Source organism: Janthinobacterium sp. BJB304 (genome assembly GCF_002735765.1).
In the GTDB taxonomy this organism is placed as follows: Bacteria; Pseudomonadota; Gammaproteobacteria; order Burkholderiales; family Burkholderiaceae_D; genus Janthinobacterium.
In genome coordinates, this window is sequence record NZ_PDZN01000002.1 from 40,889 (window position 1) to 63,278 (window position 22,390).

Genomic DNA, 22,390 nt, shown 5'->3' on the forward strand with positions numbered 1-22,390 from the left:
GTCGCGCTGGCGCTTTCGTTCTATCGTCTGGACTCGATAGCTCATTCCGGAGGCATGATGTCAACCGCCACAGCAGCGCCAGCGCAGCGGCAAAAACAATGGGACACGCGGCGCACCGAGAAACGCCGCCGCCTCGCCGCCGTGCGCCAATATGCGAACGGCCCCGTGCTGCAACCGGGCGACATGGTCGCCGTGCTCGAAGCGCTGCTCGCGCCGGGCGACCGCGTCGTTCTTGAAGGCAATAACCAGAAGCAGGCCGATTTCCTCGCCCGCATGTTGACCCAGGTCAACCCCGACAAGATCCACCATCTGCACCTGATCATGCCCAGCGTCAGCCTGCCCGAACACCTGGACTTGTTCGAGCGCGGCATCGCCCGCAAGCTGGACTTTTCCTTTGCCGGCACGCAAAGTCTGCGCATCGCCCAGTTCCTGCAGGATGGCTTGCTCGAGGTGGGCGCCATCCACACGTATATCGAGCTGTATGCGCGCCTGTTCGTCGACCTGACGCCCAACGTCGTCATGGTGGCCGGCTACATGGCCGACCGCCAGGGCAATCTGTACACGGGCCCCAGCACGGAAGACACGCCAACTTTGGTGGAATCGGCCGCCTTCCGCGACGGCATCGTCATCGCCCAGGTGAACCAGATCGTCGACGACGTCAGCGACTTGCCCCGGGTCGACGTGCCCGGCTCGTGGATCGATTTCGTGGTGCAGTCCGACAAGCCGTTCTTCATCGAACCGCTGTTCACCCGCGATCCGCGCGTGATTAAGCCCGTGCACGTGCTGATGGCCATGATGGCGATCCGCGGCGTGTATGAAAAACACCAGGTGCAGTCGCTGAACCACGGCATCGGCTTCAATACGGCCGCCATCGAGCTGATTTTGCCCACGTATGGCGAGCAACTGGGCTTGAAGGGCAAGATTTGCCGCAACTGGGTGCTCAATCCCCATCCCACCCTGATCCCCGCCATCGAGACGGGCTGGGTCGAGAGCGTGCACTGCTTCGGCGCGGAACTGGGCATGGAAGGCTATGCGGCCGCGCGGCCCGACGTGTTTTTCACGGGCCGAGACGGTTCCATGCGCTCGAACCGCGCCCTGTGCCAGCTGGCGGGCCAGTACGCGGTCGACCTGTTCATCGGCGCGACTTTGCAGATGGATGGCTTGGGCAATTCTTCGACCGTGACGAATGGCCGCCTGGCGGGCTTCGGCGGCGCGCCCAATATGGGTCACGACCCGCACGGCCGGCGTCATCCGACACCGGCCTGGCTGGACCTGATCGAGACGGACGACCCGCTGGCGCGCGGCAAGAAGCTGGTGGTGCAGATGGTCGAGACGTTCCAGGACGGCGGCCAGCCGACGATCGTCGAATCGCTCGACGCCGTGGCCGTGGGCCAGGCCAGCGGCATGCCGCTGGCGCCCGTGATGATCTATGGCGACGACGTCACCCACGTGCTGACGGAAGAGGGTATCGCCTACCTGTACAAGGCCCGTTCGCTTGAGGAGCGCAAGGCCATGCTGGCGGCCGTCGCCGGCGTGACGCCCATCGGCCTGCGCCACGACCCGAAGACGACGGCGGCATTGCGCGCCGACGGCCTGATCGCGCTGCCCGAGGATATCGGCGTGCAGCGCGGCGCGGCGAACCGCTCGTTGCTGGCGGCGAAAAGCATCGCCGACCTGGTCGAGTGGTCGGACGGCCTGTATCAACCCCCCGCCAAATTCAGGAGCTGGTAATGAGCGCAATGATGACGACAATGATGATGACGCCGGTGCGGGAACGCGCCGCCGCGCTGGGACGGCAGGTGCTGCAGGCGCTGCTCGACGAAGTGACCCTGACGCCGAAACCGGGCCTGGTGGATTTGCGCAGCCGTGGCGCCCACGCGGACTTGAACTGGGCCCTGATGTGCCATTCGGCCTGCGTGCTGGAGCCCGTGTTTGCCGCCATGGCCCAAGCGGCTTGGGAAAGCGACGATGACGATGGCCTGCGCCAGCGCATCGGCGCCATCGGCCGCGATGGCGAGGCGCTGATGCTGGCAGCGACGGGCGGCGTGAACACGCACCGGGGCGCCATCTGGGCGCTGGGATTGCTGGTGACGGCGGCGGCGCAGCAGGGCGCGCGCGGCGCGTCGCTGGCGCCGCACGCCGTGGCGGCGCGGGCCGGCGCGCTGGCCCGCTTGCGCGACCGCGGCGCGCCTGGCGCCACCGGCAACAAGGGCGAGCTGGCGTGCCGCCAGTACCATGTTGATGGCGCACGGGGCCAGGCCCGCGCCGGCTTTCCCCTCGTGACGGGGGCCGGGCTGGCGCAGCTGCGCGCTTCGCGGGCGAGCGGCGACAACGAGACGACGGCGCGCCTGAATGCCTTGCTGGCGATTGTCAGCCAGCTGGACGACACCTGCGTGCTGTCGCGCGGCGGCGAGGCGGCCTTGCTGGACCTGCAGGCGGGAGCGGCGCGGGTGCTGGCGGCCGGCGGCGCGGCTACCAATGCCGGAACGCAGGCGCTGCTGGCGCTGGAAGCGGCGGCGCTGGCGCGCGGCGTGTCGCCGGGCGGCGCGGCCGATCTGCTGGCGGCGACCCTGTTCCTGGACAGATTACAAGAAGGAGAAGCGCATGGAGACGCGTGATTACACATTCCCCGCCGGGCAGCCGGCATCGGGGCGCGCGCTGGCCGGCGTCGTCGGTTCGGGCGACCTGGAAGTGCTGCTGCAGCCCGCCGACGATGGCGTGACCCGCATCGTCGTCAACACCTCCGTCGACGGCAAGGGCGCCGTCTGGGATGCGCTCTTGCTGCGCGTATTCGGCGGCGAGCCGCTGCCGGCGGCGACCATCGTCATCAACGATTGCGGCGCCACGCCGGGCGTGGTGCGCATGCGCATCGAGCAAGCCTACGAAGAATTGCAAGCGGGGAGGGCGGCATGAGTACATTACAACAACTGCTTGAGCGCGACAGCTTCATCGAACGGGGGGCGCGCAGCCGCGCTGAAGCCTTGCTGGATGCGGGCAGCATGCGCGAACTGCTCGATCCGTTCTGCGGCATCGCGTCGCCGTGGCTGCCGCAGCAGGGCGTGACGGCCCAGGCGGACGACGGCGTGGTGGTGGCCAAGGGCCTGTTCGACGGCCAGCCGGCCGTGGTGCTGGCCATCGAGGGCGCCTATCAGGGCGGCAGCATGGGCGAGGTGGGCGGCGCGAAGATCGCCGGGGCGCTGGAACTGGCGGCGCGCGACAACCGCCAGGGCGTGCCGACGCGCGCCGTGATCGTGTTCGAGACGGGCGGCGTGCGCCTGCAGGAAGCCAACCTGGGCCTGGCGGCGATTGCCGACATCCACGCCGCCATCGTCGACCTGCGCCGCTACCAGCCCGTCATCGGCATCACGGCCGGCACGGTGGGCTGCTACGGCGGCATGTCGATCGCTGCGGGCTTGTGCAGCTATTTAGTAGTGACGCGTGAAGCGCGACTGGGTCTCAATGGCCCCGCCGTGATCGAGCAGGAGGCGGGCGTGGACGAATTCGACTCGCGCAACAAGCCATTTATATGGAGCCTGACGGGCGGCGAACAGCGCTTTCACAGCGGCCTGGCCGACGCCTATGTGGAAGACGATACGGCGCAGATGCGCGCCATGGTGGCCGAACTGTTCGCGCGCGGCGTGCCGGATCGGCACCGCAGCGACCAGGCGGAAAGCTACCTGGCGCGCCTGGCCGATGTCGACGCGGCCGTGCAAGCCACGCCGGAAGCCGTACGTTTGATCTACAGCAAAGGAGCCGCAGCATGAACGCCATCACCGATACGAGCCGCGGCGCCGTCTGGCTGGCGGCCCTGACGCACAACGCCGCGCCGCTGGACGGCTATCCGCCTTCCGTGCGCGTGGTCGACGCGCCGCTGGCCGGCGCACCGGCGCGCTATCTGGCCGTGCTGCCCGACCCGGACAACCGTTTTACGCGCGCCCGCACGGGTGAAATCGGCCTGGTCGAGGCGTGGCAGCTGGCGCGCGCCGTGCAGCAGGTGGTTGTTGAAGACCGCGACCTGGCCGTCAAGCGGCCGTTTGTTGCCGTCATCGACGTGACCAGCCAGGCGTATGGCCGGCGCGAAGAAGCGTACGGCATCCACCAGGCGCTGGCCGGCGCGGCGGGGGCTTACGCCGAGGCGCGCCTGGCCGGCCATCCCGTCATCGGCCTGATCGTCGGCAAGGCCATGTCGGGCGCGTTCCTCGCGCACGGCTATCAGGCCAACCGCCTGATCGCGCTCGACGATCCGCAAGTGATGGTGCACGCCATGGGCAAGGCGTCGGCCGCGCGCATCACCTTGCGCACGGTGGCAGCGCTCGAAGCGCTGGCCGCGACGATTCCACCGATGGCTTATGACGTCAAGAATTACGCGACCCTGGGCCTGCTGTGGCAAACCTTGCAGGTGGCACAGCCGGACGCGCCGTCGGAGCTTGATCTGGCGCAGGTGCAGGGCAGCCTGCAGGCGGCGCTGGCCGACATCCGCGCCGATCCGGAAAGGGATCTTTCCAGCCGCCTGGGCGCGCCGCACCGCCAGGCGTCGGCAAAAGTCAGGGAGGTGCTACGGCAGCAGTGGTAAGTGAAATAACAGAGAAGACACCAAGTCATTCCTATTCCAATAACGGAGACAATCATGATCATTTACGGAACCGCACTGCTGGCCCTGTGCCATTTGCTCGGCATCTTCCTGGGCGACCTGCTCGGGCAACTGATGGGCGTCAAGACCAACGTGGGCGGCGTGGGTATCGCCATGCTGCTGCTGATCTGCGCCCGGCTCTACATGCAGCGCCGATCCTGGCTGCCGCAGATGACGGAACGGGGCGTCGAATACTGGGGCGCCATGTATATTCCCGTGGTGGTGGCCATGGCGGCGCAGCAGGACGTGGTCGCGGCGCTGCGCGGCGGGCCGGTGGCCGTGCTGGCCGCCATCGGTTCCGTGCTCGTCTGCGGCGCCGTGATCTCGCTGATGAACCGGATGGAAACCGCGCGCATGGAAAACCCGGCCGCGGTCGCCGCTACCGATTCGGACCAGATTCTCGTCAAGGAGCACCGTCATGCTTGAAATCTTTGAAAAAGCCGCCATCCACAATGGCCTGGTGACGGCATTCGCCTTTGTCGGCCTGATCATGCTGGTCTCGATGGCGCTGTCGAAATACCTGACCTTCGGCCGCGTGCACGGCTCGGCCATCGCCATCGTGATCGGCCTGGGGCTCGCTTACTGGGGCGGCGTGCATAGCGGCGGCCACAAGGGCCTGGCCGATTTGTCGCTGTTCGGCGGCATCGGCCTGATGGGCGGCGCCATGCTGCGCGACTTCGCCATCGTCGCCACCGCCTTCGAAGTGCAGGCGACCGAGGCGCGCAAGGCGGGCCTGATCGGCCTCGTGGCGCTGCTGCTGGGCGTGGTGCTGCCGTTTCTCGTCGGCGCCGGCGTCGCTTACGCGTTTGGCTATTCGGACGCCGTCAGCATGACCACCATCGGCGCCGGCGCCGTCACGTACATCGTCGGCCCCGTCACGGGCGCGGCCATCGGCGCCAGCTCGGACGTCATGGCGCTCAGTATCGCGGCCGGCCTCATCAAGGCCATCCTCGTGATGGTGGGCACACCCGTCGCGGCGCGCTTCCTGCGCCTGAAGACGCCCCGTTCGGCGATGGTCTTCGGCGGCCTGGCCGGCACCGTCAGCGGCGTGTCGGCGGGCCTGGCCGCCACCGACCGCAAACTGGTGCCGTATGGCGCGCTGGTGGCCACGTTCCACACGGGCCTGGGCTGTCTGCTGGGACCTTCGCTGCTGTTCTTTGCCGTCAAGGCGGTGGTGGCCTGATGGAAGCCTGGCGCGCGCATGATCTGTTGTGGCTGGACGGCTTGCCGGACGGCGCATCCTTGCCAGGTTGGGCCGATGCTAACTGGCTGCAGGTCGCACCGCTGGTGGTGCGGCGCGCCAGCTGCGGGCCCGGGCGCATTCCCGTGGGCGTGCGCGGCCTGCTGCGCAGCGAGCGGCAGGCGTGCGAAGTGGAAGCGGCCGCCGTCGTGCGCCGCGTGACGCCTGAAACGGTGGCGAGGATGCCGCTGCCTGATTTTTCCTGCGCCGCGCTGGACGCATTGCGGCAGGTCGCGCCCCTGCTCGACGCCACGGGCTGGGCCTGGGGGCCGACGGGCGGCGTGGGATTTGCCCTGGCCAGCGGCTTGCCCGTGCTGCGCGCCGACAGCGACCTCGATCTCGTGCTGCGCATGGCCGCGCCGCCGGACGCCGCCCAGGCCGAGGCCTTGCGCGCCATCGCCGCCAAGGTCACGGCGTGCCGGCTGGACCTGCAGATCGACACGGGCCATGGCGGCTTTGCGTATGCCGAGTGGGCGGCGGGGCGGGGCCGGGTCTTGCTGAAAACGGATCGCGGTCCCGTGCTGACGGCCACGCCATGGGGGCTTGCATGAGCGTGTTGTTTACCTTTCCCGGCCAGGGCGCCCAGACTCCGGGCATGCTGCACGCGCTGCCCAACGACGCGGCGGTGGCGGATACCCTGGCCGAAGCGGCTGAAGTGCTAGGCTGCGATCCCTTGACGCTGGACACGGCTTGCGCGCTGGCGTCGACGCGGGCCGTGCAACTGTGTCTGCTGATCGCGGGCGTGGGCATGGCGCGCTCCTTGCGCGCGTGCGGGGCGCTGCCCGACATGGTGGCCGGCTTTTCCATCGGCGAGTATGCGGCGGCCGTCGTCGCCGGCGCGCTCGATTACGGCGATGCCGTGCGCCTGGTGGCGCGGCGCGGACAGTTGATGGAGCAGGCGTATCCCACCGGTTACGGCATGGCGGCCATCGTCGGCCTTGATCTGGCACAACTCGAACCCTTGCTGGCCCGGGTGCACGGCGCCGCCACGCCCGTGTATATCGCCAATCTGAATGCGCCACGCCAGACCGCCATTGCCGGCAGCGAGCCTGCCTTGGAGGCCGTGATGGCGCTGGCCCTCGCGCACGGCGCCGGCAAGGCCAAGCGCCTGGCCGTCAGCGTGCCGTCGCACTGCCCGCTGCTGGAAGGCGCCGCGCTGGACTTGCGCGCGGCTTTCGACGGCGTGGCCATGCGCCGGCCGTCGCTCGTCTACCTGAGCAGCAGTGCGGCGCGCGCGCTGTTCGACCCGGCGCGCATCCGCGACAGCCTGGCCGCCAACATGGCGCAACGCGTGCAGTGGAGCAGTACCGTGCGCCTGGCGTGGGAGCGGGGCGCCCGGCTGGCGCTGGAAATGCCCCCGGGCAGCGTGCTGACGCGCCTGACGTCCCCTGACTTCACGGATGGCGTGGCCGTCTGCTGCGACGGCAACCGGGGCGACAGCCTGCTGGCGCTGGTGCGGCGGGAGCGCAACGGCAGCGTGCCTTAAAGCCTGGCGCTCAGGCCAACTTGGAAGCCACGGCCCGGCAAGGGCGCGATGTATTTCAGTGGAGAGTTGTGCGGCCTGGCATCGACATCGAGCAGGTTGCTGCCGCTGATGAACACCTCGACGCTGGCAAACGGCGAATCCGGCACCTGTAGTGCGCGGCTTACCTGGAAGTTCAGCATGGTGTAGCCGTCGAGCGGCACTTCCTCGCTGACGCTCTTGCCCAGGTACTTCTGCTTGTCGTAGCGGGTGCCTGACAACCGCGTCTTCCAGCCCTGGTTTTCCCACTGCAGATTGGCGCCGTAGCGGTTGGTGGGCATGTTGGGCAGGTAGGCGCCGTCATTGTGCGCGCGCAGCTTGTCGGGATTGTCCGCCTTGTTCTTGACCAGGTCGGCAAATGTGGAGAGGTTCAGCTTGCCGTAGGCGCCGAGTTGAACGGTCTGTGAGGCATCGATCTCGAATCCCCGGACCGTCGTATCCGTCTGCTTCCAGTATTTTAATGGCAGGCGATTGGCCATCTGGGCGCCCGAATGGCCAAGGTAGAGATAGTTCTCATATTTCATGACGTAGCCCGTCGCGGACAGCTGGAAGCCGCGATTGGCGAACAAACCGGTCAGTTCCGTATTCCTCGCGCGCTCGGCCTTCAAGTCCTGATTTCCCTCTTCCTGGGTCATGATCGAATAGTGGCGGTTGCTCGCATACAACTCATTGACGTCGGGCGCTCTTTCCGACGCCGAGTAGCGCAGCTTTGCGCCGAACAGCTGGCCAAGCCTGGTTGAAGCGCCCAGGCTGTAGCTGTTCAGGCTGAACGACTTGTCCTCGAGTGTGGAGTTGCTCGCATTCCTCGACGTCTTGAATCCGCTCTTGCGGATGTCGTGCGCCACGTTTTCATGGCGAAAGCCCGCATCGAAGGTGGCCCAGTCGAATTCCAGGTTTTGCTTGACGAACAGGGCGCGGCTGAGCGTGCTTGCGTCGGGCAGGTAAAGTTGCGTTCCGCTGCCGGTGATATCCCTGGCCTTGTAGCTGAGGCCAAGCAAGCCGCTCAAGGGACCGGCGCGCCGCTGCGCCAGCAGGAGCTCGGCTTGATTCGTGTCGAACCGGTAGTCGTTGGCTTTGGTAGCGCCAAGACGCTCTCCCGACGCATTGTTCAGACGGGACACGCGCAATTGCGCGCTTTCAATGTACGCGACGGGGTCGCGCAGATGCGCTTCCAGCGCATATTTATCCTGCTTGATGATCACGCCGACGGGCAGCCCCTCGTCATAGTTCGCGCCGAACGACTTGTTTTCCATGGAAAAGCCCGGCACGCCATATTCGCTTTCCTTGGAATCGAGGCTGACGGCCACGTAGCCGCGATCGAAAAAGTAGGTGCTGCCGACGCCAAAGTGGGCATTGCTGGCATGGCTGTTGCCCAGGGTGCCGTGGTAATCGGGCGTCACGTCCTTGTTGATCTTGTTCTGGGTCATCGATGGCGTGCCCGGCACGTAGGCGGGGTTGGCCGGATTGACGTAGGTCTTGCGCTGCCAGACGGAGGTCGGATTATTGGTGTAGAAGGAAAAATCGCCGTCCGCCCAGTCCGGATTTTCCTTCATGAACTGGTCGATAAACGGCTGCGACGCCTTGTTGTAGACCTGCTGGATCCGCGCTTCCTTCTGGCAACTGTCGGCCAGAAAGGTATTCACGCCGCCCTTCGCGGGGAATAGCTGGCTGTTGCAGACGCCGGCCTTGCTGTTGCCGGGAATAGCGTAATGCGCGATGTTCTGGAATGACAGCTGCAGATTCGTCGAAAAGCGTTTCCCATCGTTGAAATTCACGCGCAAGCCTTGCGCATCGGCATCGTTGAAGCCCTTGCGCAGGACCAGCTCCAGATCCTTCGGCTGGTCCTCCATCTTCCTGGAAATGAGGCCGGAATCGACGTCGACGCTGCCGCCGATCGCATTGCCGCCGAAACGCACGCTATCGGACGATTTGTTGACGGTGACGCTGCGCGCAAACAGGGGATCGAACGGGATGTTGATGTCGCCGCTGAGCGCATTCATGCCGAGGATGGACTGGCCGTCTTCGAGGATTTGCACGCGGCTGCCGCTCAGGCTGCGGATCACCGGTGCGCCCGCATTCGGCCCGAAGGCGCTGCTTTGCACGCCCGAGACATGTTCGAGCATGCCGCCCAGCGTCCTGTTCTGGGCTTGCGTATTCTCGACCAGAACGACGCTGTCGATGTTTGAAGGCTTGTCTGCCCGGACCTTGATGGTTTGCAGGGTGACGTCGTCTGCCGCGTAAGCGAGCGGGGCGGTGGACAGCATGGCAGCTGCGAATACGTGATGGCGCATGGGACTCTCTAAAAAGGCGGAATGGGGTGCTGGCGCGGGATGCAGGCGCAGCGCGATGGTATAGATGCAATCGAGTTGCAATAATAGCCGGCACGTCATACTAATGCAAGTAAACTGCATTTGAGGGTTTGGGATGGCTGGCGCACGGCAAGCGCGCAGCGCGGACAGCCGGCATGTGCCGGCGACTGTGGTGCAAAGTGTGGAGGGGCGTTGCGCGTTGCGCGTGGTGATGCCGGCGCCAATGCGTGCGGCGCAGGCTGAGTCAGTCCGCCTGCGCCCTTATGAAGTGGCTACTTGAGGCGGGTGTCAGCGGCTTTTTGCCTGCAGCCGGCGTGCGCGGCGCTTTCTTTCCCAGATGACGATGCCCGTCACGGACAGCATGGCGACCATGAGGCCCATGCAGGACATCAAAATACGCCCCGGCAAGCCGAGGATGCGGCCCGAGTGGAGGGGGAATTGCAGTTGCACGAAGACGTCGGCGGCCGTGCCTTCCCACGGCTTGTGCTGGCCGATGATGCTGCCGTTCATGCCATCGACGTACAGGTTCGACAGGCCCATGCCGGCCGCGCCGAACTCGTCGGCCGGGTCGAAGAACGAGACGTTGTAGAACGAATAATTGCCGCCGTAATAAATGCCGCCGATGGGCGCCGTGATGCCGCGCTGCACGGCTTGCTTTTTCGCAATCTCCACCGCCTGCTCGAAGCCGAGGACGGGCGCGATGTAACTGCCGTACGGCGCCGGCGTCTGCGTTTCATACGGTCCCGGCGTGGTGGTGGAGACCAGGGACATGACGGGGTAAAACACTTCGCGGTACAGGTTCAGCGAGAACGACGTGAACGCGACGACGATGATGACGGCCCACACCCACAGGCCGCCCGCGCGGTGCAGATCGAAATTGAGCTTGTAGCCGCCGGCCGCCCAGCGCACCACCCACGACGGTTTCCAGCGTTGCCACCAGCTGGCGGCGTCGCGGTGGCGCGGCGCCTCGTCCGGGGCGCGCTGGCGCAAACGGCGCGGCGTGGTCAGATACAAGGCCACCATGCTGTCGAGCAGCCAGATGAAGGCCACGCTCCCCATCAGCCAGTAGCCCCAGCGGTCCGTGCCCCAGAACGCGGGCACGTGCAGGCTGTAATGCAGGTGGCGCAAGAACGGCATCAGGCTGCGGCGCGACAGGGAAATGGCCGTCGAATCGCGCGTGCCCGTGATCTGCGCCGTGACGGGGTCGATGTAAACGGTGTTGTAGCCGAGCACGAACGGTTTACCCGTGGCCGGATCGGTCAATGGGCGCACCATGAAGGCGGCCGCATGGCCTTCTTCCAGGCCCAGGGTCATGTAATTGACTTCCACGCGCGGATCGGCGGCCGCGACCTTGTGCGCCAGCGCGAACGGCGCCTGCAGGGGGCCGCGGCCCGGGGTGTCCATGATGTCGGCATTGAGCCATTCATCGAGTTCATGGTCCCACGAGGTGACGGCGCCCGTGAGTCCCGCGACGATGAGGAAGAGGGCGATGGTCAGGCCGGCCCAGCGGTGTATGACAGTCCAGAAAGCGCGCATGCGGTACAAACCTTCAACATGAAACCGGCTTGTTGCCGCCAGCGGGCGCCAGAGCGGCGCACAGGGAAACGCCAGGCACACGCCTGGTAGTTTGATAATGGGAATCGTTCTCATTATCCATCGCGACGTGGCGTTTGTCCAGCGCCAATGGTGTTGCCCAAGGTCAAATCGCGCATGTTAAGATGCTAGCAATAAATTAATTTACATTCCACATGGAAATATCCAAGGCTGAAGCGGCATGCGTATAGAAGATCGGAACAATGTCCGCGTAAGCGAACGCAGCGGTGCATCGCAGGCAGGCGCGGCAGCCACCATGGTGTTCATGCATGGTTTTGGCTGCGACCAGACCATGTGGCGCTATCTGGAGCCGCTGTTTCGCCCCCGCTACCGCACGGTGCTGTTCGACCTGGTCGGCAGCGGCGCTTCGGATTTGGGCGCCTATGATTTTGATCGCTATGCGCGGCTTGACGCGCATGGCGCCGATTTGCGCCAGATCATCCATGCCGTCGGCGGCGGCCCCGTCATTTGCGTGGGCCATTCCGTCAGCGCCATGAGCGCCTTGCTGGCCAGTATCGCCGAGCCGGACCTGTTCGCCGCGCAAGTCATGCTGGCGCCGTCGCCGTGCTATGTCGACGATGCGGCGGCCGGCTACCGGGGCGGCTTCAGCCGTGCCGATATCGACGACTTGCTCGATGCCATGGACAGCAATTACCTGGGCTGGTCCGCCGGCATGGCGCCGGCCATCATGGGCGCACCCGGCCAGCCGGCGCTGGGCGAGGACCTGGCAAGCAGCTTTTGCCGCACCGATCCCGCCATCGCCCGGCATTTCGCGCAAGCCACGTTTTTGTCCGATCACCGCGCCATCTTGCCGCACAACCGCACGCCGGCCCTGATCGTGCAATGCAGCGACGACTTCATCGCGCCGCCGCCCGTGGGCGTGTACTTGCGCGAAACGCTGCCGCACAGCAGCCTGCATGTGGTCGAGAATATAGGCCATTGCCCGCACATGAGCGTGCCCGATGCCAGCTACCGCGCCATCCGCCACTTTCTCGACGGCCTGCACCTGTAATGCGGGACGCGATGCCTTCCTTGCCTGATACCAGTACCTTGTTCCAGCACGCGGCCTGCGGCTTGCTGCTGTGCACGGCCGACGGCACCATCGTGCAGGCGAACGCCACTTTTTGCGGCTGGCTTGGTTATGGCGCCGGGGAATTGCTCGGAAAAAAGAAACTGCAGGACTTGCTGACCATCGGCGGGCGCGTGTTCCACCAGACGCACTGGCTGCCGCTGATGCAGGTGCAGGGCAGCGTGTCGGAAATCCTGCTCGACATGCGCCAGCGCCATGGGCAATCCATTCCCATGCTGTTCAATGCCGTGCGGCGCGTGCACGAGGGCGTGCGTTATGACGAGATTGCCGTCTTTGTCGCCAGCGACCGCCGCAAATACGAGCAGCAGCTGCAGCTGGCGCGCAAGGAAGCAGGCGAGCTCAACGACCAGCTGGCGGCCGCCGACCGGCGCAAGGACGAGTTCCTGGCGACCCTGGCGCACGAGTTGCGCAATCCGCTGGCGCCGATCCGCAACGTGCTGGAAGTGCTGCGCCTGGCGCAGCTGGACGCCCCGCAGCTGCGCTGGGCCCGCGACGTGCTGGGGCGGCAAGTGGGGCACATGACGCACCTGGTCGACGATCTGATGGAAGTGTCGCGCATCACGCGGGGGCGCCTGGAATTGCGCCGCGCCAGCGTGGAGCTGGCGCCCGTGGTGGAAGCGGCCCTGCACAGCGTGGCGGAGCTGGCGGCGCAGTCGGGCCACAAGGTGCACGTGGAGCAATGGCCGCAGCCGATCTGGCTCGACGCCGATGCCACGCGCCTGGGGCAGATGATCGCCAACCTGCTGACCAATGCCGTCAAGTACACGCCCGCCAACGGCGTCATCGGGCTGGAAGTGGCCTGCACGGATAACGAAGTACACATTACCGTGCGCGATTCGGGCATCGGCATCGCGCCCGAACACCTGGACACCGTCTTCGACATGTTTTCGCAGCTGGAGCCGGCCCTGTCGCGCGCGCAGGGCGGCCTGGGCATCGGCCTGTCGCTCGTGCGGGGCCTGGCCGAATTGCATGGCGGCGGCATCAGCGCGCGCAGCGACGGCGTGGGGCAGGGCAGCACGTTCGAACTGCGCCTGCCGCTGCCCGCCGTGCCCCTGCAAGCGCCGCCCGAGCCCAACCGCCGCTTGCTGGCCGGCACGCGCGAGGGCAAGGTGCTGGTCATCGACGACAGCGCCGACGCGGCCGAAAGCCTGGCGCTGGCGCTCGACATCCTCGGTTATGAAGTGCGCACGGCCTACGATGGCGCGGCTGGCATGGCGGCGGCGCAAACTTTTATGCCGCGCGTGATCCTGCTCGACATCGGCTTGCCGCACATGAACGGCTACGACGTGGCGCGGCTGCTGCGCAGCGAGCCCTGCGGCCAGCACGCCATCCTCGTGGCCGTCACGGGCTGGGGCCAGGACAAGGACCGCCAACTGGCGTCCGACGCGGGTTTTGATTTACATCTGACCAAGCCCGTGGATTTTTATGAGCTCGATGCGGTGCTGCAAAAGATGCTGCAGGCGCAGTGAGCGATATATGCTGTATCAACAATCATCGCGCAGCGTGATCCAGGAAGAATGGCATCTGCCTGACTTGCTGGATGGCGCCCGCGCGCTGCACGATGCCTTGCTCAATTATGCAGGCGATGGCGTGTATGCGGACCTGCTCCTTCCCTGGTTGCGCGACAATTCGCAGGTACTGGGCTGGTTGCGTTCATTTGCGCAAAGGCAAGGAAATCCTGTTCCGCCGGCAAGCAAAGAGGAATTGTGGGTACTCCACGCGTTCAGCCGCATAGGCCAGGTGCTAGTCTTGCCCTTGCAACAGGGGCGCGGCAATGGCGAAGGCTGGGCCGGACCACCGCTGTCGCTCGCCGAGTATGAGGCTTTCGTCGAGGCGCTGGGCATGACGGTGCTGCGGCCGGCACAATTTTCGCCTTTTTATCACGAGATAGTCGAGCTGCAGCCCGCTGGGTCTGCGCATGCGCGCGCCGCGATCTTGGCGTGGCGATGGCCGTGCGTGATGCTCGGCAACATGCTGTTTTCGCGTGGCGGCGTCGATGTCTGCGCTGGCAAGACAATTTTCAAGCCCGGCATCGCCGACGCATCGACGCTGTACTGGGCTGACCGCCGCAAGGGACGCCCTGTCAACGACCTGTCGGATGGATGGGGTGCTAATTCGCAATGGCGCACGTCTTTCCGCCGCGACTATGTCGTCGGCGATACGCGACTTTACAATGTGGATGGCAAGTATGATCTGGCCACGAAAGGGGCCGATACGGCAAATGACGGCCGGTTTCCGGTGCTGACCCTGGCGGAAAGAATTGAGCTGCTGACGCAGCGATGCCTGGTCAGCAGCACGAAGGCCCATGATGAGCTGTGGCCCTATGACGACTGCTGGCGCGATTCGGCAGACAACGGCGGCGTGCGGGAGCGGTGGCCGCGCTGGCTGTCAGCCTTGCTCGGCAGCGGCAGGCGGGGAACAAATGCGTGAAACCGCGATACGGGATGCAAGCGAACTCCACCCGGTGTCGGCATGACAATCACCGATATTGAATGGAAAAACATGGAACAACTGACAGAATTGGAAATCGCCTTTTTTCAACTGCATATGGGTTTTGGTCCGGCGGACCGCTGTGTCGACTGGGCCGTGGAGCGTTTGCGCCTGGATGAGGAAGGCGACGACCTCGAGGTCGTGCTGCTGGCCAGCGCCCGCGGCCGCGATGAGGTGCTGCCCCTGGCCGAGGCCATCATCGAGCGCTACCGGGGTGTGCAGCGTCTCAGTGACCAGTTTCTGGCGGGAAAATTCATCGTCGAATTGCGCGCCGCTTATCTGGCGGGCAGGGAAAGCGTGTCGTCGCTCGACGCCATCCTGACCCGCCTGTACCCGGCGCTTCGCTATCCCGACTGGCTGGTCATGCTGAGCCGCAATTGCGAGTATGCGACGGACGTGCCCGAATTTGAGCAGCCGTTCGAGGATGAATTCCGCTACATCGCCAGCCTGTGGGCGCAGGCGGAGAGCCTGGCCGCGTTTGAGAGCACCTATAGCCGCGCGACGTCGGACCGGCATGATGTCCTGGGTGGCTGATGGCCGCACCGGCCTTGCCAACAATCCTTAATAAAAGAATCCATGCAACTGATGAAAATTGTCCACGTATCCGATGCCGCCGGCGCAAAGAATAATGAGGATCTGATAACAGTCTATTCGCACAATGCGGGAATCGTGGATATCCTGATTTTTGATGGCGCAAGCTCGGTGTCCGAAAAGAATTATTTCGATACGGTAGCGGGGGATGCCGCCTGGTTCGTGTCGACTTTTGCCGCCTTGTTGAGCGAGGTGGTCGCACCCGTATTGAGCCAGCACGACAGTATCAAGCTGGCCTTGGCGGGTTTGCAGCGCCAGGTGCAGGCGCGTCTTGATCTGGCGCAGATTCCTGCATATGCCTATCCCATTGCCGCCGTGACGTGGGCACGTATTGTCGAAGGTGACGCTGGCGCCGCTGTACAGATATATGCCCTCGGCGATTGCAAGGTGTTTGTCTCCAGCGCAGCCGGGGACGTGCGCGATATCGATCCCTATGAGAATGCGCAGGAGGACATACTGAAAGCGGCCATTGCGCAGTTAAAAGCGCAAGGTATCGAGGACAAGGCGGAAGTATTCGCGGCCTTGCTGCCGATGCTGCGGGACCGGCGCGCATTTCAGAACTTGCATGAAGCGCCGGGCATACTGTGCATGTATCCGCAAGGGGAATTCAAGGCCAGGCAGTACGCGTTTGACATGGACAGGCAATCGCAGCTGCTGGCAATGACGGATGGTTTTTACCGGCTGGTCGATACCTATGGCCTGTATTCCATGGAAGGGCTGGTGCGCCGTTGCCGTGAAACGGAGCTGGACGCGCTGCTGCGGGAATTGCGCCAGTTTGAACAGGATAATCTGGCGTCTGGAGCGCAATCTGTCAAAAAGTCCGACGATGCCTCCGCCGTGCGTTATGGCCCGCGCGCGCTCCGTCTTGATGTTGCATAAGCCTGTCCCCGCGTCTGCTTGACTTGCCTCAACATATAATTTACGCCATGCATTTTGATTGGAATTGACGTGCAACACAAAACGATAGGCTTGATCGGCGGCATCGGCTGGGCTTCCACCCTGGAATATTACCGCCTGCTTAATGAAATGCTGGTGGCGCGCATCGGCCCCGCGCACAGCGCGCGCATCATGCTGGTCAGCATCGACCAGGCCGATTTCGTCGCGCACGCGGCGCAGCCCGATTCCCGCGCCATCGAGCAATTTCTCGTCGCGGAAGGGCAACGCCTGCAAGGCATGGGCGCGGATTTCTTCCTGCTGTGCGCAAACGGCGCCCACCGTTTCGCCCCGGCCGTCGTGCCACGCATCGGCTTGCCATTTATCAGCATCGTCGAGGAAACGGCGAAGCGGGTGCAGCAGTCGGGTGTGCGCAAGGTCGGCTTGCTGGGCGTCAAACAGACCATGGCGGGCCGCTTTTATCACGATGCGCTGGAGCAGCAGGGCATCGCGACGGTGACGCCCGACGCGGCCGACCAGGAAATCCTGCACGACATCATCTATACGGAACTGGTGCAGAATATCTTTACCGATGCGAGCCGGAACATTTTCCTGGAGATCATCGAGAAACTGCGGCGGCAAGGCGCGCAGGGCGTGATTCTGGGTTGCACGGAGATTCCGCTGCTGATCCAGCCCGGCGATATCGACTTGCCGCTATTTAATACCACGGCCATTCATTGCGAGGCGGCGGTGGCGTTTGCCGTCGAAGACTAGCCGCTTGCATGTGCGCGGCGCCCGCAGGGGGCTGCCGCTCATTTCACACCATCAAGCCGGCTGCACACCGCCCACATTCCGGCTGCGGTTTTCCACCAGCACGGAAATGCCGAGCACGACGATGCCGCCGCAGGCCAGCATTGCGCCCACCCATCCCGTCGAGCGCAAGCCCATGCCCATGGCGATGGCGATGCCGCCGGCCCAGGCGCCCAGGGCGTTGGCGATGTTGAAGGCGGAATGGTTGAGCGCGGCGGCCACGGTTTGCGCGTCGCCGGCCACGTCCATCAAGCGCGTCTGCACGGCCGGGGCGACGGCGATGCCGGCGCCGATGGCGAACAGGTTGATCGCCGTCAGCCAGACGTTGCTGCTGGTATAGGTAAAGGCGGCCAGGGCGGCCACGTTCCACAGCAGCACGCCGAAGATCGTCCACAAGCGTGAGCGGTCGGCCAGCCAGCCGCCGATCAGGTTACCCACCGTCATGCCCACGCCGATGATGGCCAGCAGGATCGAGATGACGAGGGGCGAGACTTTCGTGATTTCCAGCAAGGTTGGCGTAATAAACGTGTAGACGGCGAACATGCCACCGAAGCCGATCGCCACCATCAACAGGGTCAGCCACACTTGAAGGCGGCGGAACACGCCTAGTTCGCGGCGCGGGCTGGAATCGCCGGCGGCGACCATCGGCACGAAGATGCGCACCATCAGCATGGTCAGCAAACCCAGCGCGGCGACCAGCAAAAAGGCCGAGCGCCAGCCCAGGGTCTGGCCGATGTAGGTGGCCAGCGGCACGCCGAAGATATTTGCGACCGTGAGGCCCATCAGCACGCGGGCGACGGCCTGGCCGCGCCGGTCCGGTTCTGCCAGGGCGGCCGCCACCAGCGCTGCCACGCCGAAATACGCGCCATGCGGGATGCCGGCCACGAAGCGGGCGACGACCAGCAAGCCGTAGTTGGGGGCGATGGCGCTGAGCAGGTTGCCGCCAGCGAACATCAGCATCAAACAGATCAGCATCAGCCGGCGCGGCATGCGCGCCAGGAAGATCGTGATCAGGGGCGCGCCGATGACCACGCCCAGCGCGTAGGCGCTGATCATGTGACTCATCTGGGGCAATGTCGTGCCCAGGTCGTCGGCCACGACGGGCAGGATGCTCATGGAGGCGAATTCGCCCGTGCCGATGGCGAGGCCGCCGATGGCCAGGGCCAGGTCGGCATAGCCAGCGCCAAAAGGCGCGGTGACGCGCGGAATCAATGGGTCTACGGAGGCGTGCATGTTCTTGTTGTTTGGGTAAAGAATGACAGGGTGGAGAGGCGCGCAGTGGCCCGGCCGGAAGTGGCAACGCGCCACCAGAGTCGACGGCTGGCCGGTATTTTCGGGCTATAAGTACTGCCCAAAGACAACATTGTAAAAGATTCGGGCAAGCTCTGCTGGGCGACGGCTAAAATCTGCTGCACTGCACACAACAGCGATGGCGCTTGTTGTTAACGATAACACGGAATGGGCGCGATTCCGCCACAGGGCCGGCGAAGAAAACCCGGTTGTGGCGGAAATGGTCTTCCCGGCTTGTTACTTCGCCAAGGATTGCTGCAGCGCTTCCAGTCCCGCCACGTAGATCCCGTGGAACAAGTCGGTTACTTCCTGCTCGCTCGCGCCCACGGGCGTGAAGCGGCCGGACCAGGTGACGCGGGCGCCAGCGCCGCCCGCCAGAGGTTCGACTTGCAGGGTCGACAGGTAATCCGTGGCGGGAAACGGCGCTTGCAGGATCGAATAGCTGTAGCTGCGCGCCGTGTTGTCATACGTTTCCAGCTGCTCGACGATGACGTCGCCTGCCGGGGTGGCCAGGTGGCGGATGCGGCCCCCGTCGCTCAAGGTGCTGTTGGGAATGTAGGGCAGCCAGTCGGGCAGCGAGTCGAAGCCGCCGATCAGTTGCCAGACCTTTTCCGGTGTGGCGGCGATGTCGATCGAGGTGGTGGTATGGGCCATGGTGAGTTCCTTGTATCTATTAGTTGGAGCCGGTTGGCAGCGGAGCATTGGCGGCTACCAGCTGTTCGGCGCGCATGTCGTGCCAGAAAGCGGCGGGGATGACGCTGTTCAAGGCTGCCAGGTCTTCAGCCAGGCGTTCGGGACGGCTGGCGCCGGGGATCACGGCGGCCACGGCCGGATTGGCCAATGAAAATTGCAGGGCGGCCGCCTTCACGCTGACGCCATGGCGCGCGGCAATCGCCTTGATGCGTTCGACCTTGGCGATGATGGCGGGCGAGGCCTTCTGGTATTCGAAGTGCGCGCCGCCGGCCAGGATGCCCGAGCTGTAGGGGCCGCCCACGACGATGTCGACGTTCTGGCGTGCCGCGGCCGGCATCAGCCGCTGCAGCGCCCGTTCATGGTCGAGCAGGGTGTAGCGCCCGGCCAGCAGGAAGGCATCGGGCTGCGCTTCGCTTAAATCGAGGGTCAGTTCCAGCGGTTCCACCTTGTTCACGCCCACGCCCCAGGCCTTGATGACGCCTTCTTCGCGCAAGCGGGTTAGCACGCGGAAGGCGCCCGTGCGGGCAATCTCGAATTGCGCCAGCCAGTTATCGCCATGGAAGTCTTGCGCAATGTCATGCACCCAGACGATGTCGAGGCGGTCCGTGTCCAGGCGCTTGAGGCTGTCTTCGATCGAGCGCAGGGTGGCGTCGGCCGAATAGTCGTCGACGATTTTGTTCTTGCGGCCGAATTCGAACAAGCCGCCTTTTTCGCCCAGTTCGCGGGCAGCCGGGTCTTCCAGTTCGTCGAGGATGAGGCGGCCGACCTTGGTGCTGAGCACGTAATCGTCGCGGCGGCGCTGCTTCAGGGCGGCGCCCAGGCGCAGCTCGGCCAGGCCGGCGCCGTAGAACGGGGCCGTATCGAAATAGCGGATGCCCGATTCCCAGGCGGCATCGACGGTGGCCAGCGCTTCTGCTTCGGGAATGTTGCGGAACATATTGCCCAGCGGCGCCGTGCCGAAACCCAGTTTGCCTGTCAGTAAGTGTTTGATCGTCATGGTGTTTTTCCTTCAATGAGTGAGTCAATGGAGACAGAATAGCTGGACAAGTTAAGCCTGTCCAAGACATAATTGGCTCAACTTGAGTCCTGAAAGGTCTGACATGTTGGACATACGCCAATTGCAATATTTCATCGCCGTCGCCGAGGAAGAACATGTGGGACGGGCCGCCGAGCGCCTGCATATTTCCCAATCGCCGCTGAGCCGGCAAATCGCCCAGCTCGAAGAGAAGCTGGGCCTGACCTTGTTCGAGCGCAGCGCCCAGCGCATCCGCCTGACGCGCGACGGCCACACTTTCCTGGCCGAAGCGCGCGCTTTTATTACCCACGGGAACCGGCTGGAAGCGCTGGCCAAGCGCCTGGGGCGCGGTGATGAAGGGGGCTTGTGCATCGGCTACATCGAAAATGCCATGCATGCGGGCGTCTTGCCGGACGGCTTGCGCACCTTGCGCGCCACGCGGCCGCAAGTGCACGTCGCCCTGTACAACCTGCATTCGGCCGAGCAGATCGAGGGCTTGCGCCAGCGCAGCCTTGATATTGCGCTGCTGTGCGAACCGCCGCTGCCGAACGACCCGGACCTCGATTGCGCGCAGGTGCTGAGCGCCCCCATGCTGCTGGCAATGCCGGAAACGCATCCACTGGCAGGCAAGGCCGAGCTGACCCCGGCCGACCTGGCGGGCCAGGAGTGGATTGCCGTGCTGCACAAGGAAAGCGTGCTGAAACACGATAACTTCATCGCCGCCTGCGCGCGCGCCGGCTTTACGCCCGATATCCGCATGGAAGCGACGGAACCGCTGACGGCGCTGGGCCTGGTGGCGGCGGGCCTGGGCATGGCCATGATCCAGCACAGCCTGCGCCAGCACGCGCCGGCCGGCGTCGTCGTGCGCGAGCTGCCGTGGTTCAGCTACCGCACGCCATTGTGGCTGGCCTGGCACAAGGTGAATCTGCGCCCGCTGGTGGGGATCTTCCGTGCAACCTTGCTGGAGCAGGCGGGCGTCGTCGCCTAGATTTTCCTGGCACGTTTCAAGTGCAGGGGCAGCAGCCACCACATGCAGACGATCAGCGTGCCCATCAGGACGCTGGCGACGATGCCGGGTAGGTGGCCAAAGACTTCCGACATCACCAGATTGGTGCCCAGAATAAACGCCAGCGCCAGCGAAAAGGCGCCGCACATCATGATGCGGTCGGCCACGCGCTTGAAGCGTTCGCGGTCTTGCAGGGGGCGCATGACGCGGTGCTGGATGGCTGGCGCGCTGAGCAGCACCAGGCTGGTCATGGACAGGAAAAACGTCAGCAGGAAGACGATCTTTTCCGCCTGCACGATCTTCGCGAAGCCGCCGTTGAAGGGCAGGATGATGAGGAAGGCCGTCAGCATCTGCGCGCCCGGCAAGAGGATGCGCAATTCGCTGAGCAGGTCGGACAGGTCGCCGTCGTCGCTTGGCTGGTCATCGTCTTGCTGCTGTCGCGCGTGTGGCATGGGGGGGCCTTGAGGTAGTGATGGGACCAGTCTACGCGCAGGCGCCCGCGCTGACTGTGGGCGCGCGCACCTTCAGAAGCAATGCGCGATGTGTTGGCGCAAGCGCCACAGCGGTGTCGAGACGATGGCCGTGGCGCTGTGCGAGGCGTCATGGCCGCAATGGCCGCAGCTGTGGCGCCGGTGCGGCGCCAGCGCGAAGCTGCCCAGGTCCAGGTGCGGATGGCCGCAGCGGGCGCAGTCGCTGCAATCGAGCGGCGTGCCTGCCTGCAAGGCGGCGGCGTAGGCTTGCGCGGCGGGTGGCGTGAGGTTCAGCTGGACGATGTCGGGCGGGAACAGGCCGGGCAGGGCGCGGCAATCGATGGCCAGCGCGGCCGCGTCGCGCGCCAGCAGGCTGCCGCCATCATTGGCCAGGGCGCGCAGTTGCAGCAAGCCATCGGGGAACAAGTGCAAGGTGGTGGCGTGAAAGCGGCCGGGGTCGAACAGTTCCGGATACAGCACATAGCCCATGGGGCTGGCGTGCTGGCGGCAGCGCATCTGCCGCGTCGCCTGCCAGTCGGCCAGGTCGGCCTTGGCGCCCCAGTAGCACTGGTGCGTGCGGCACCAGTGGCGCGCCGCGCCATTGCGAAATTTTCCAGCCGGCAGCAGCGCGCATAGCACGATGGCATCGCAGCCCGCGCCGGCGCGAAAGTGCCCGGTGATGTGCTGCGTGGTGACGGCGAGATGGCCCGTGCTCGCTTGCAGGGGCCAGCAGATGCCGGGCAGGGTCAGCGGCGTAGGCAAGCGCGC

The 22,390-nt window shown here is 65.0% G+C and carries 23 protein-coding genes; 16 read left to right on the top strand and 7 right to left on the bottom strand.

The window, feature by feature from the left end:
* The first annotated feature begins 54 nt into the window (after nt 1–54).
* From mdcA to mdcH, 9 genes are read left to right on the top strand one after another with little or no spacing between them, the layout of a single operon-like run.
* A complete protein-coding gene (gene mdcA / locus CSQ95_RS02190; protein ID WP_257217918.1) occupies nt 55–1,731 on the top strand; it encodes a malonate decarboxylase subunit alpha in 1,677 nt (558 codons plus the stop codon).
* Nucleotides 1,731–2,618: a triphosphoribosyl-dephospho-CoA synthase gene (locus CSQ95_RS02195; protein ID WP_099408297.1), complete on the top strand. Its 888-nt coding sequence runs from the start codon at nt 1,731–1,733 to the stop codon at nt 2,616–2,618. Before mdcA ends, CSQ95_RS02195 begins: the two co-directional genes overlap by 1 nt.
* Nucleotides 2,605–2,913 carry a malonate decarboxylase subunit delta gene (locus tag CSQ95_RS02200; RefSeq protein ID WP_086138093.1) on the top strand — a complete coding sequence of 103 codons (309 nt, stop codon included), beginning with the start codon at nt 2,605–2,607 and terminating at the stop codon, nt 2,911–2,913. Before CSQ95_RS02195 ends, CSQ95_RS02200 begins: the two co-directional genes overlap by 14 nt.
* Nucleotides 2,910–3,764: a biotin-independent malonate decarboxylase subunit beta gene (locus CSQ95_RS02205; protein ID WP_099408298.1), complete on the top strand. Its 855-nt coding sequence runs from the start codon at nt 2,910–2,912 to the stop codon at nt 3,762–3,764. Before CSQ95_RS02200 ends, CSQ95_RS02205 begins: the two co-directional genes overlap by 4 nt.
* Nucleotides 3,761–4,573, top strand: a complete 813-nt coding sequence (mdcE, locus tag CSQ95_RS02210) for a biotin-independent malonate decarboxylase subunit gamma (protein ID WP_099408299.1) — start codon at nt 3,761–3,763, stop codon at nt 4,571–4,573. Before CSQ95_RS02205 ends, mdcE begins: the two co-directional genes overlap by 4 nt.
* Before the next feature lie 54 nt (nt 4,574–4,627).
* The gene (gene madL, locus CSQ95_RS02215) at nt 4,628–5,056 is read left to right on the top strand and encodes a malonate transporter subunit MadL (protein WP_099408300.1); all 429 of its coding nucleotides are present in this window, start codon (nt 4,628–4,630) and stop codon (nt 5,054–5,056) included.
* A complete protein-coding gene (gene madM / locus CSQ95_RS02220) occupies nt 5,049–5,813 on the top strand; it encodes a malonate transporter subunit MadM (RefSeq protein WP_099408301.1) in 765 nt (254 codons plus the stop codon). Before madL ends, madM begins: the two co-directional genes overlap by 8 nt.
* Complete coding sequence (locus CSQ95_RS02225) at nt 5,813–6,421, top strand: malonate decarboxylase holo-ACP synthase (RefSeq protein ID WP_099408302.1); 609 nt, start codon at nt 5,813–5,815, stop codon at nt 6,419–6,421. Before madM ends, CSQ95_RS02225 begins: the two co-directional genes overlap by 1 nt.
* Nucleotides 6,418–7,356, top strand: a complete 939-nt coding sequence (gene mdcH, locus CSQ95_RS02230; protein WP_099408303.1) for a malonate decarboxylase subunit epsilon — start codon at nt 6,418–6,420, stop codon at nt 7,354–7,356. The genes CSQ95_RS02225 and mdcH overlap by 4 nt, the downstream gene beginning before the upstream one ends.
* Here mdcH and CSQ95_RS02235 read toward each other — a convergent pair.
* Nucleotides 7,353–9,683, bottom strand: coding sequence for a TonB-dependent receptor (locus CSQ95_RS02235; RefSeq protein WP_099408565.1), 2,331 nt, complete (start codon nt 9,681–9,683; stop codon nt 7,353–7,355). The genes mdcH and CSQ95_RS02235 overlap by 4 nt on opposite strands.
* Nucleotides 9,684–9,989: 306 nt before the next feature.
* Complete coding sequence (locus tag CSQ95_RS02240) at nt 9,990–11,237, bottom strand: PepSY domain-containing protein (RefSeq protein ID WP_099408566.1); 1,248 nt, start codon at nt 11,235–11,237, stop codon at nt 9,990–9,992.
* Between the two features lie 238 nt (nt 11,238–11,475).
* Here CSQ95_RS02240 and CSQ95_RS02245 point away from each other — a divergent pair, with 238 nt between their 5' ends.
* The 6 genes from CSQ95_RS02245 (at nt 11,476) to CSQ95_RS02270 (ending at nt 17,112) form a co-directional block, all read left to right on the top strand.
* Entirely contained in the window at nt 11,476–12,306 is an 831-nt protein-coding gene (locus CSQ95_RS02245) for an alpha/beta fold hydrolase (protein ID WP_099408304.1), read from the top strand.
* An 11-nt stretch (nt 12,307–12,317) separates the two neighbouring features.
* On the top strand, nt 12,318–13,853 hold the full coding sequence (locus CSQ95_RS02250; RefSeq protein WP_099408305.1) for an ATP-binding protein: 1,536 nt from the start codon (nt 12,318–12,320) through the stop codon (nt 13,851–13,853).
* Nucleotides 13,854–13,860: 7 nt separating this feature from the next.
* On the top strand, nt 13,861–14,814 hold the full coding sequence (locus CSQ95_RS02255; protein ID WP_099408306.1) for a hypothetical protein: 954 nt from the start codon (nt 13,861–13,863) through the stop codon (nt 14,812–14,814).
* 72 nt (nt 14,815–14,886) lie between these two features.
* A complete protein-coding gene (locus CSQ95_RS02260) occupies nt 14,887–15,408 on the top strand; it encodes a hypothetical protein (protein WP_143449876.1) in 522 nt (173 codons plus the stop codon).
* A gap of 42 nt (nt 15,409–15,450) precedes the next feature.
* Nucleotides 15,451–16,344: a hypothetical protein gene (locus CSQ95_RS02265; protein ID WP_143449877.1), complete on the top strand. Its 894-nt coding sequence runs from the start codon at nt 15,451–15,453 to the stop codon at nt 16,342–16,344.
* A gap of 69 nt (nt 16,345–16,413) precedes the next feature.
* Nucleotides 16,414–17,112: an aspartate/glutamate racemase family protein gene (locus CSQ95_RS02270; protein ID WP_180278932.1), complete on the top strand. Its 699-nt coding sequence runs from the start codon at nt 16,414–16,416 to the stop codon at nt 17,110–17,112.
* Nucleotides 17,113–17,163: 51 nt separating this feature from the next.
* Here the strand turns inward: CSQ95_RS02270 and CSQ95_RS02275 are convergent, their stop codons facing one another.
* The 3 genes from CSQ95_RS02275 to CSQ95_RS02285 all read right to left on the bottom strand — a co-directional run bounded on the left by CSQ95_RS02275 (nt 17,164) and on the right by CSQ95_RS02285 (nt 20,128).
* Nucleotides 17,164–18,381 carry an MFS transporter gene (locus tag CSQ95_RS02275; RefSeq protein ID WP_083287090.1) on the bottom strand — a complete coding sequence of 406 codons (1,218 nt, stop codon included), beginning with the start codon at nt 18,379–18,381 and terminating at the stop codon, nt 17,164–17,166.
* 294 nt (nt 18,382–18,675) lie between these two features.
* Complete coding sequence (locus tag CSQ95_RS02280) at nt 18,676–19,092, bottom strand: SRPBCC family protein (protein WP_099408310.1); 417 nt, start codon at nt 19,090–19,092, stop codon at nt 18,676–18,678.
* Nucleotides 19,093–19,111: 19 nt separating this feature from the next.
* Nucleotides 19,112–20,128, bottom strand: a complete 1,017-nt coding sequence (locus CSQ95_RS02285) for an aldo/keto reductase (RefSeq protein WP_099408311.1) — start codon at nt 20,126–20,128, stop codon at nt 19,112–19,114.
* Between the two features lie 103 nt (nt 20,129–20,231).
* On the opposite strand from CSQ95_RS02285, the gene CSQ95_RS02290 reads away from it, so the two are divergent.
* Complete coding sequence (locus tag CSQ95_RS02290) at nt 20,232–21,134, top strand: LysR substrate-binding domain-containing protein (RefSeq protein WP_099408312.1); 903 nt, start codon at nt 20,232–20,234, stop codon at nt 21,132–21,134.
* Here CSQ95_RS02290 and CSQ95_RS02295 read toward each other — a convergent pair.
* Complete coding sequence (locus tag CSQ95_RS02295) at nt 21,131–21,604, bottom strand: DUF6328 family protein (RefSeq protein WP_099408313.1); 474 nt, start codon at nt 21,602–21,604, stop codon at nt 21,131–21,133. The genes CSQ95_RS02290 and CSQ95_RS02295 overlap by 4 nt on opposite strands.
* 72 nt (nt 21,605–21,676) lie before the next feature.
* Nucleotides 21,677–22,384 carry a hypothetical protein gene (locus tag CSQ95_RS02300; RefSeq protein WP_099408314.1) on the bottom strand — a complete coding sequence of 236 codons (708 nt, stop codon included), beginning with the start codon at nt 22,382–22,384 and terminating at the stop codon, nt 21,677–21,679.
* Nucleotides 22,385–22,390 lie beyond the last annotated feature (6 nt).

Bases quoted from the DNA above. Each gene is read 5' to 3' on its own strand.
- mdcA (WP_257217918.1), top strand. From the start codon at position 55: ATGATGTCAACCGCCACAGCAGCGCCAGCGCAGCGGCAAAAACAATGG.
- CSQ95_RS02195 (WP_099408297.1), top strand. From the start codon at position 1,731: ATGAGCGCAATGATGACGACAATGATGATGACGCCGGTGCGGGAACGC.
- CSQ95_RS02200 (WP_086138093.1), top strand. From the start codon at position 2,605: ATGGAGACGCGTGATTACACATTCCCCGCCGGGCAGCCGGCATCGGGG.
- CSQ95_RS02205 (WP_099408298.1), top strand. From the start codon at position 2,910: ATGAGTACATTACAACAACTGCTTGAGCGCGACAGCTTCATCGAACGG.
- mdcE (WP_099408299.1), top strand. From the start codon at position 3,761: ATGAACGCCATCACCGATACGAGCCGCGGCGCCGTCTGGCTGGCGGCC.
- madL (WP_099408300.1), top strand. From the start codon at position 4,628: ATGATCATTTACGGAACCGCACTGCTGGCCCTGTGCCATTTGCTCGGC.
- madM (WP_099408301.1), top strand. From the start codon at position 5,049: ATGCTTGAAATCTTTGAAAAAGCCGCCATCCACAATGGCCTGGTGACG.
- CSQ95_RS02225 (WP_099408302.1), top strand. From the start codon at position 5,813: ATGGAAGCCTGGCGCGCGCATGATCTGTTGTGGCTGGACGGCTTGCCG.
- mdcH (WP_099408303.1), top strand. From the start codon at position 6,418: ATGAGCGTGTTGTTTACCTTTCCCGGCCAGGGCGCCCAGACTCCGGGC.
- CSQ95_RS02235 (WP_099408565.1), bottom strand. From the start codon at position 9,683: ATGCGCCATCACGTATTCGCAGCTGCCATGCTGTCCACCGCCCCGCTC.
- CSQ95_RS02240 (WP_099408566.1), bottom strand. From the start codon at position 11,237: ATGCGCGCTTTCTGGACTGTCATACACCGCTGGGCCGGCCTGACCATC.
- CSQ95_RS02245 (WP_099408304.1), top strand. From the start codon at position 11,476: ATGCGTATAGAAGATCGGAACAATGTCCGCGTAAGCGAACGCAGCGGT.
- CSQ95_RS02250 (WP_099408305.1), top strand. From the start codon at position 12,318: ATGCCTTCCTTGCCTGATACCAGTACCTTGTTCCAGCACGCGGCCTGC.
- CSQ95_RS02255 (WP_099408306.1), top strand. From the start codon at position 13,861: ATGCTGTATCAACAATCATCGCGCAGCGTGATCCAGGAAGAATGGCAT.
- CSQ95_RS02260 (WP_143449876.1), top strand. From the start codon at position 14,887: ATGGAACAACTGACAGAATTGGAAATCGCCTTTTTTCAACTGCATATG.
- CSQ95_RS02265 (WP_143449877.1), top strand. From the start codon at position 15,451: ATGCAACTGATGAAAATTGTCCACGTATCCGATGCCGCCGGCGCAAAG.
- CSQ95_RS02275 (WP_083287090.1), bottom strand. From the start codon at position 18,381: ATGCACGCCTCCGTAGACCCATTGATTCCGCGCGTCACCGCGCCTTTT.
- CSQ95_RS02280 (WP_099408310.1), bottom strand. From the start codon at position 19,092: ATGGCCCATACCACCACCTCGATCGACATCGCCGCCACACCGGAAAAG.
- CSQ95_RS02285 (WP_099408311.1), bottom strand. From the start codon at position 20,128: ATGACGATCAAACACTTACTGACAGGCAAACTGGGTTTCGGCACGGCG.
- CSQ95_RS02290 (WP_099408312.1), top strand. From the start codon at position 20,232: ATGTTGGACATACGCCAATTGCAATATTTCATCGCCGTCGCCGAGGAA.
- CSQ95_RS02295 (WP_099408313.1), bottom strand. From the start codon at position 21,604: ATGCCACACGCGCGACAGCAGCAAGACGATGACCAGCCAAGCGACGAC.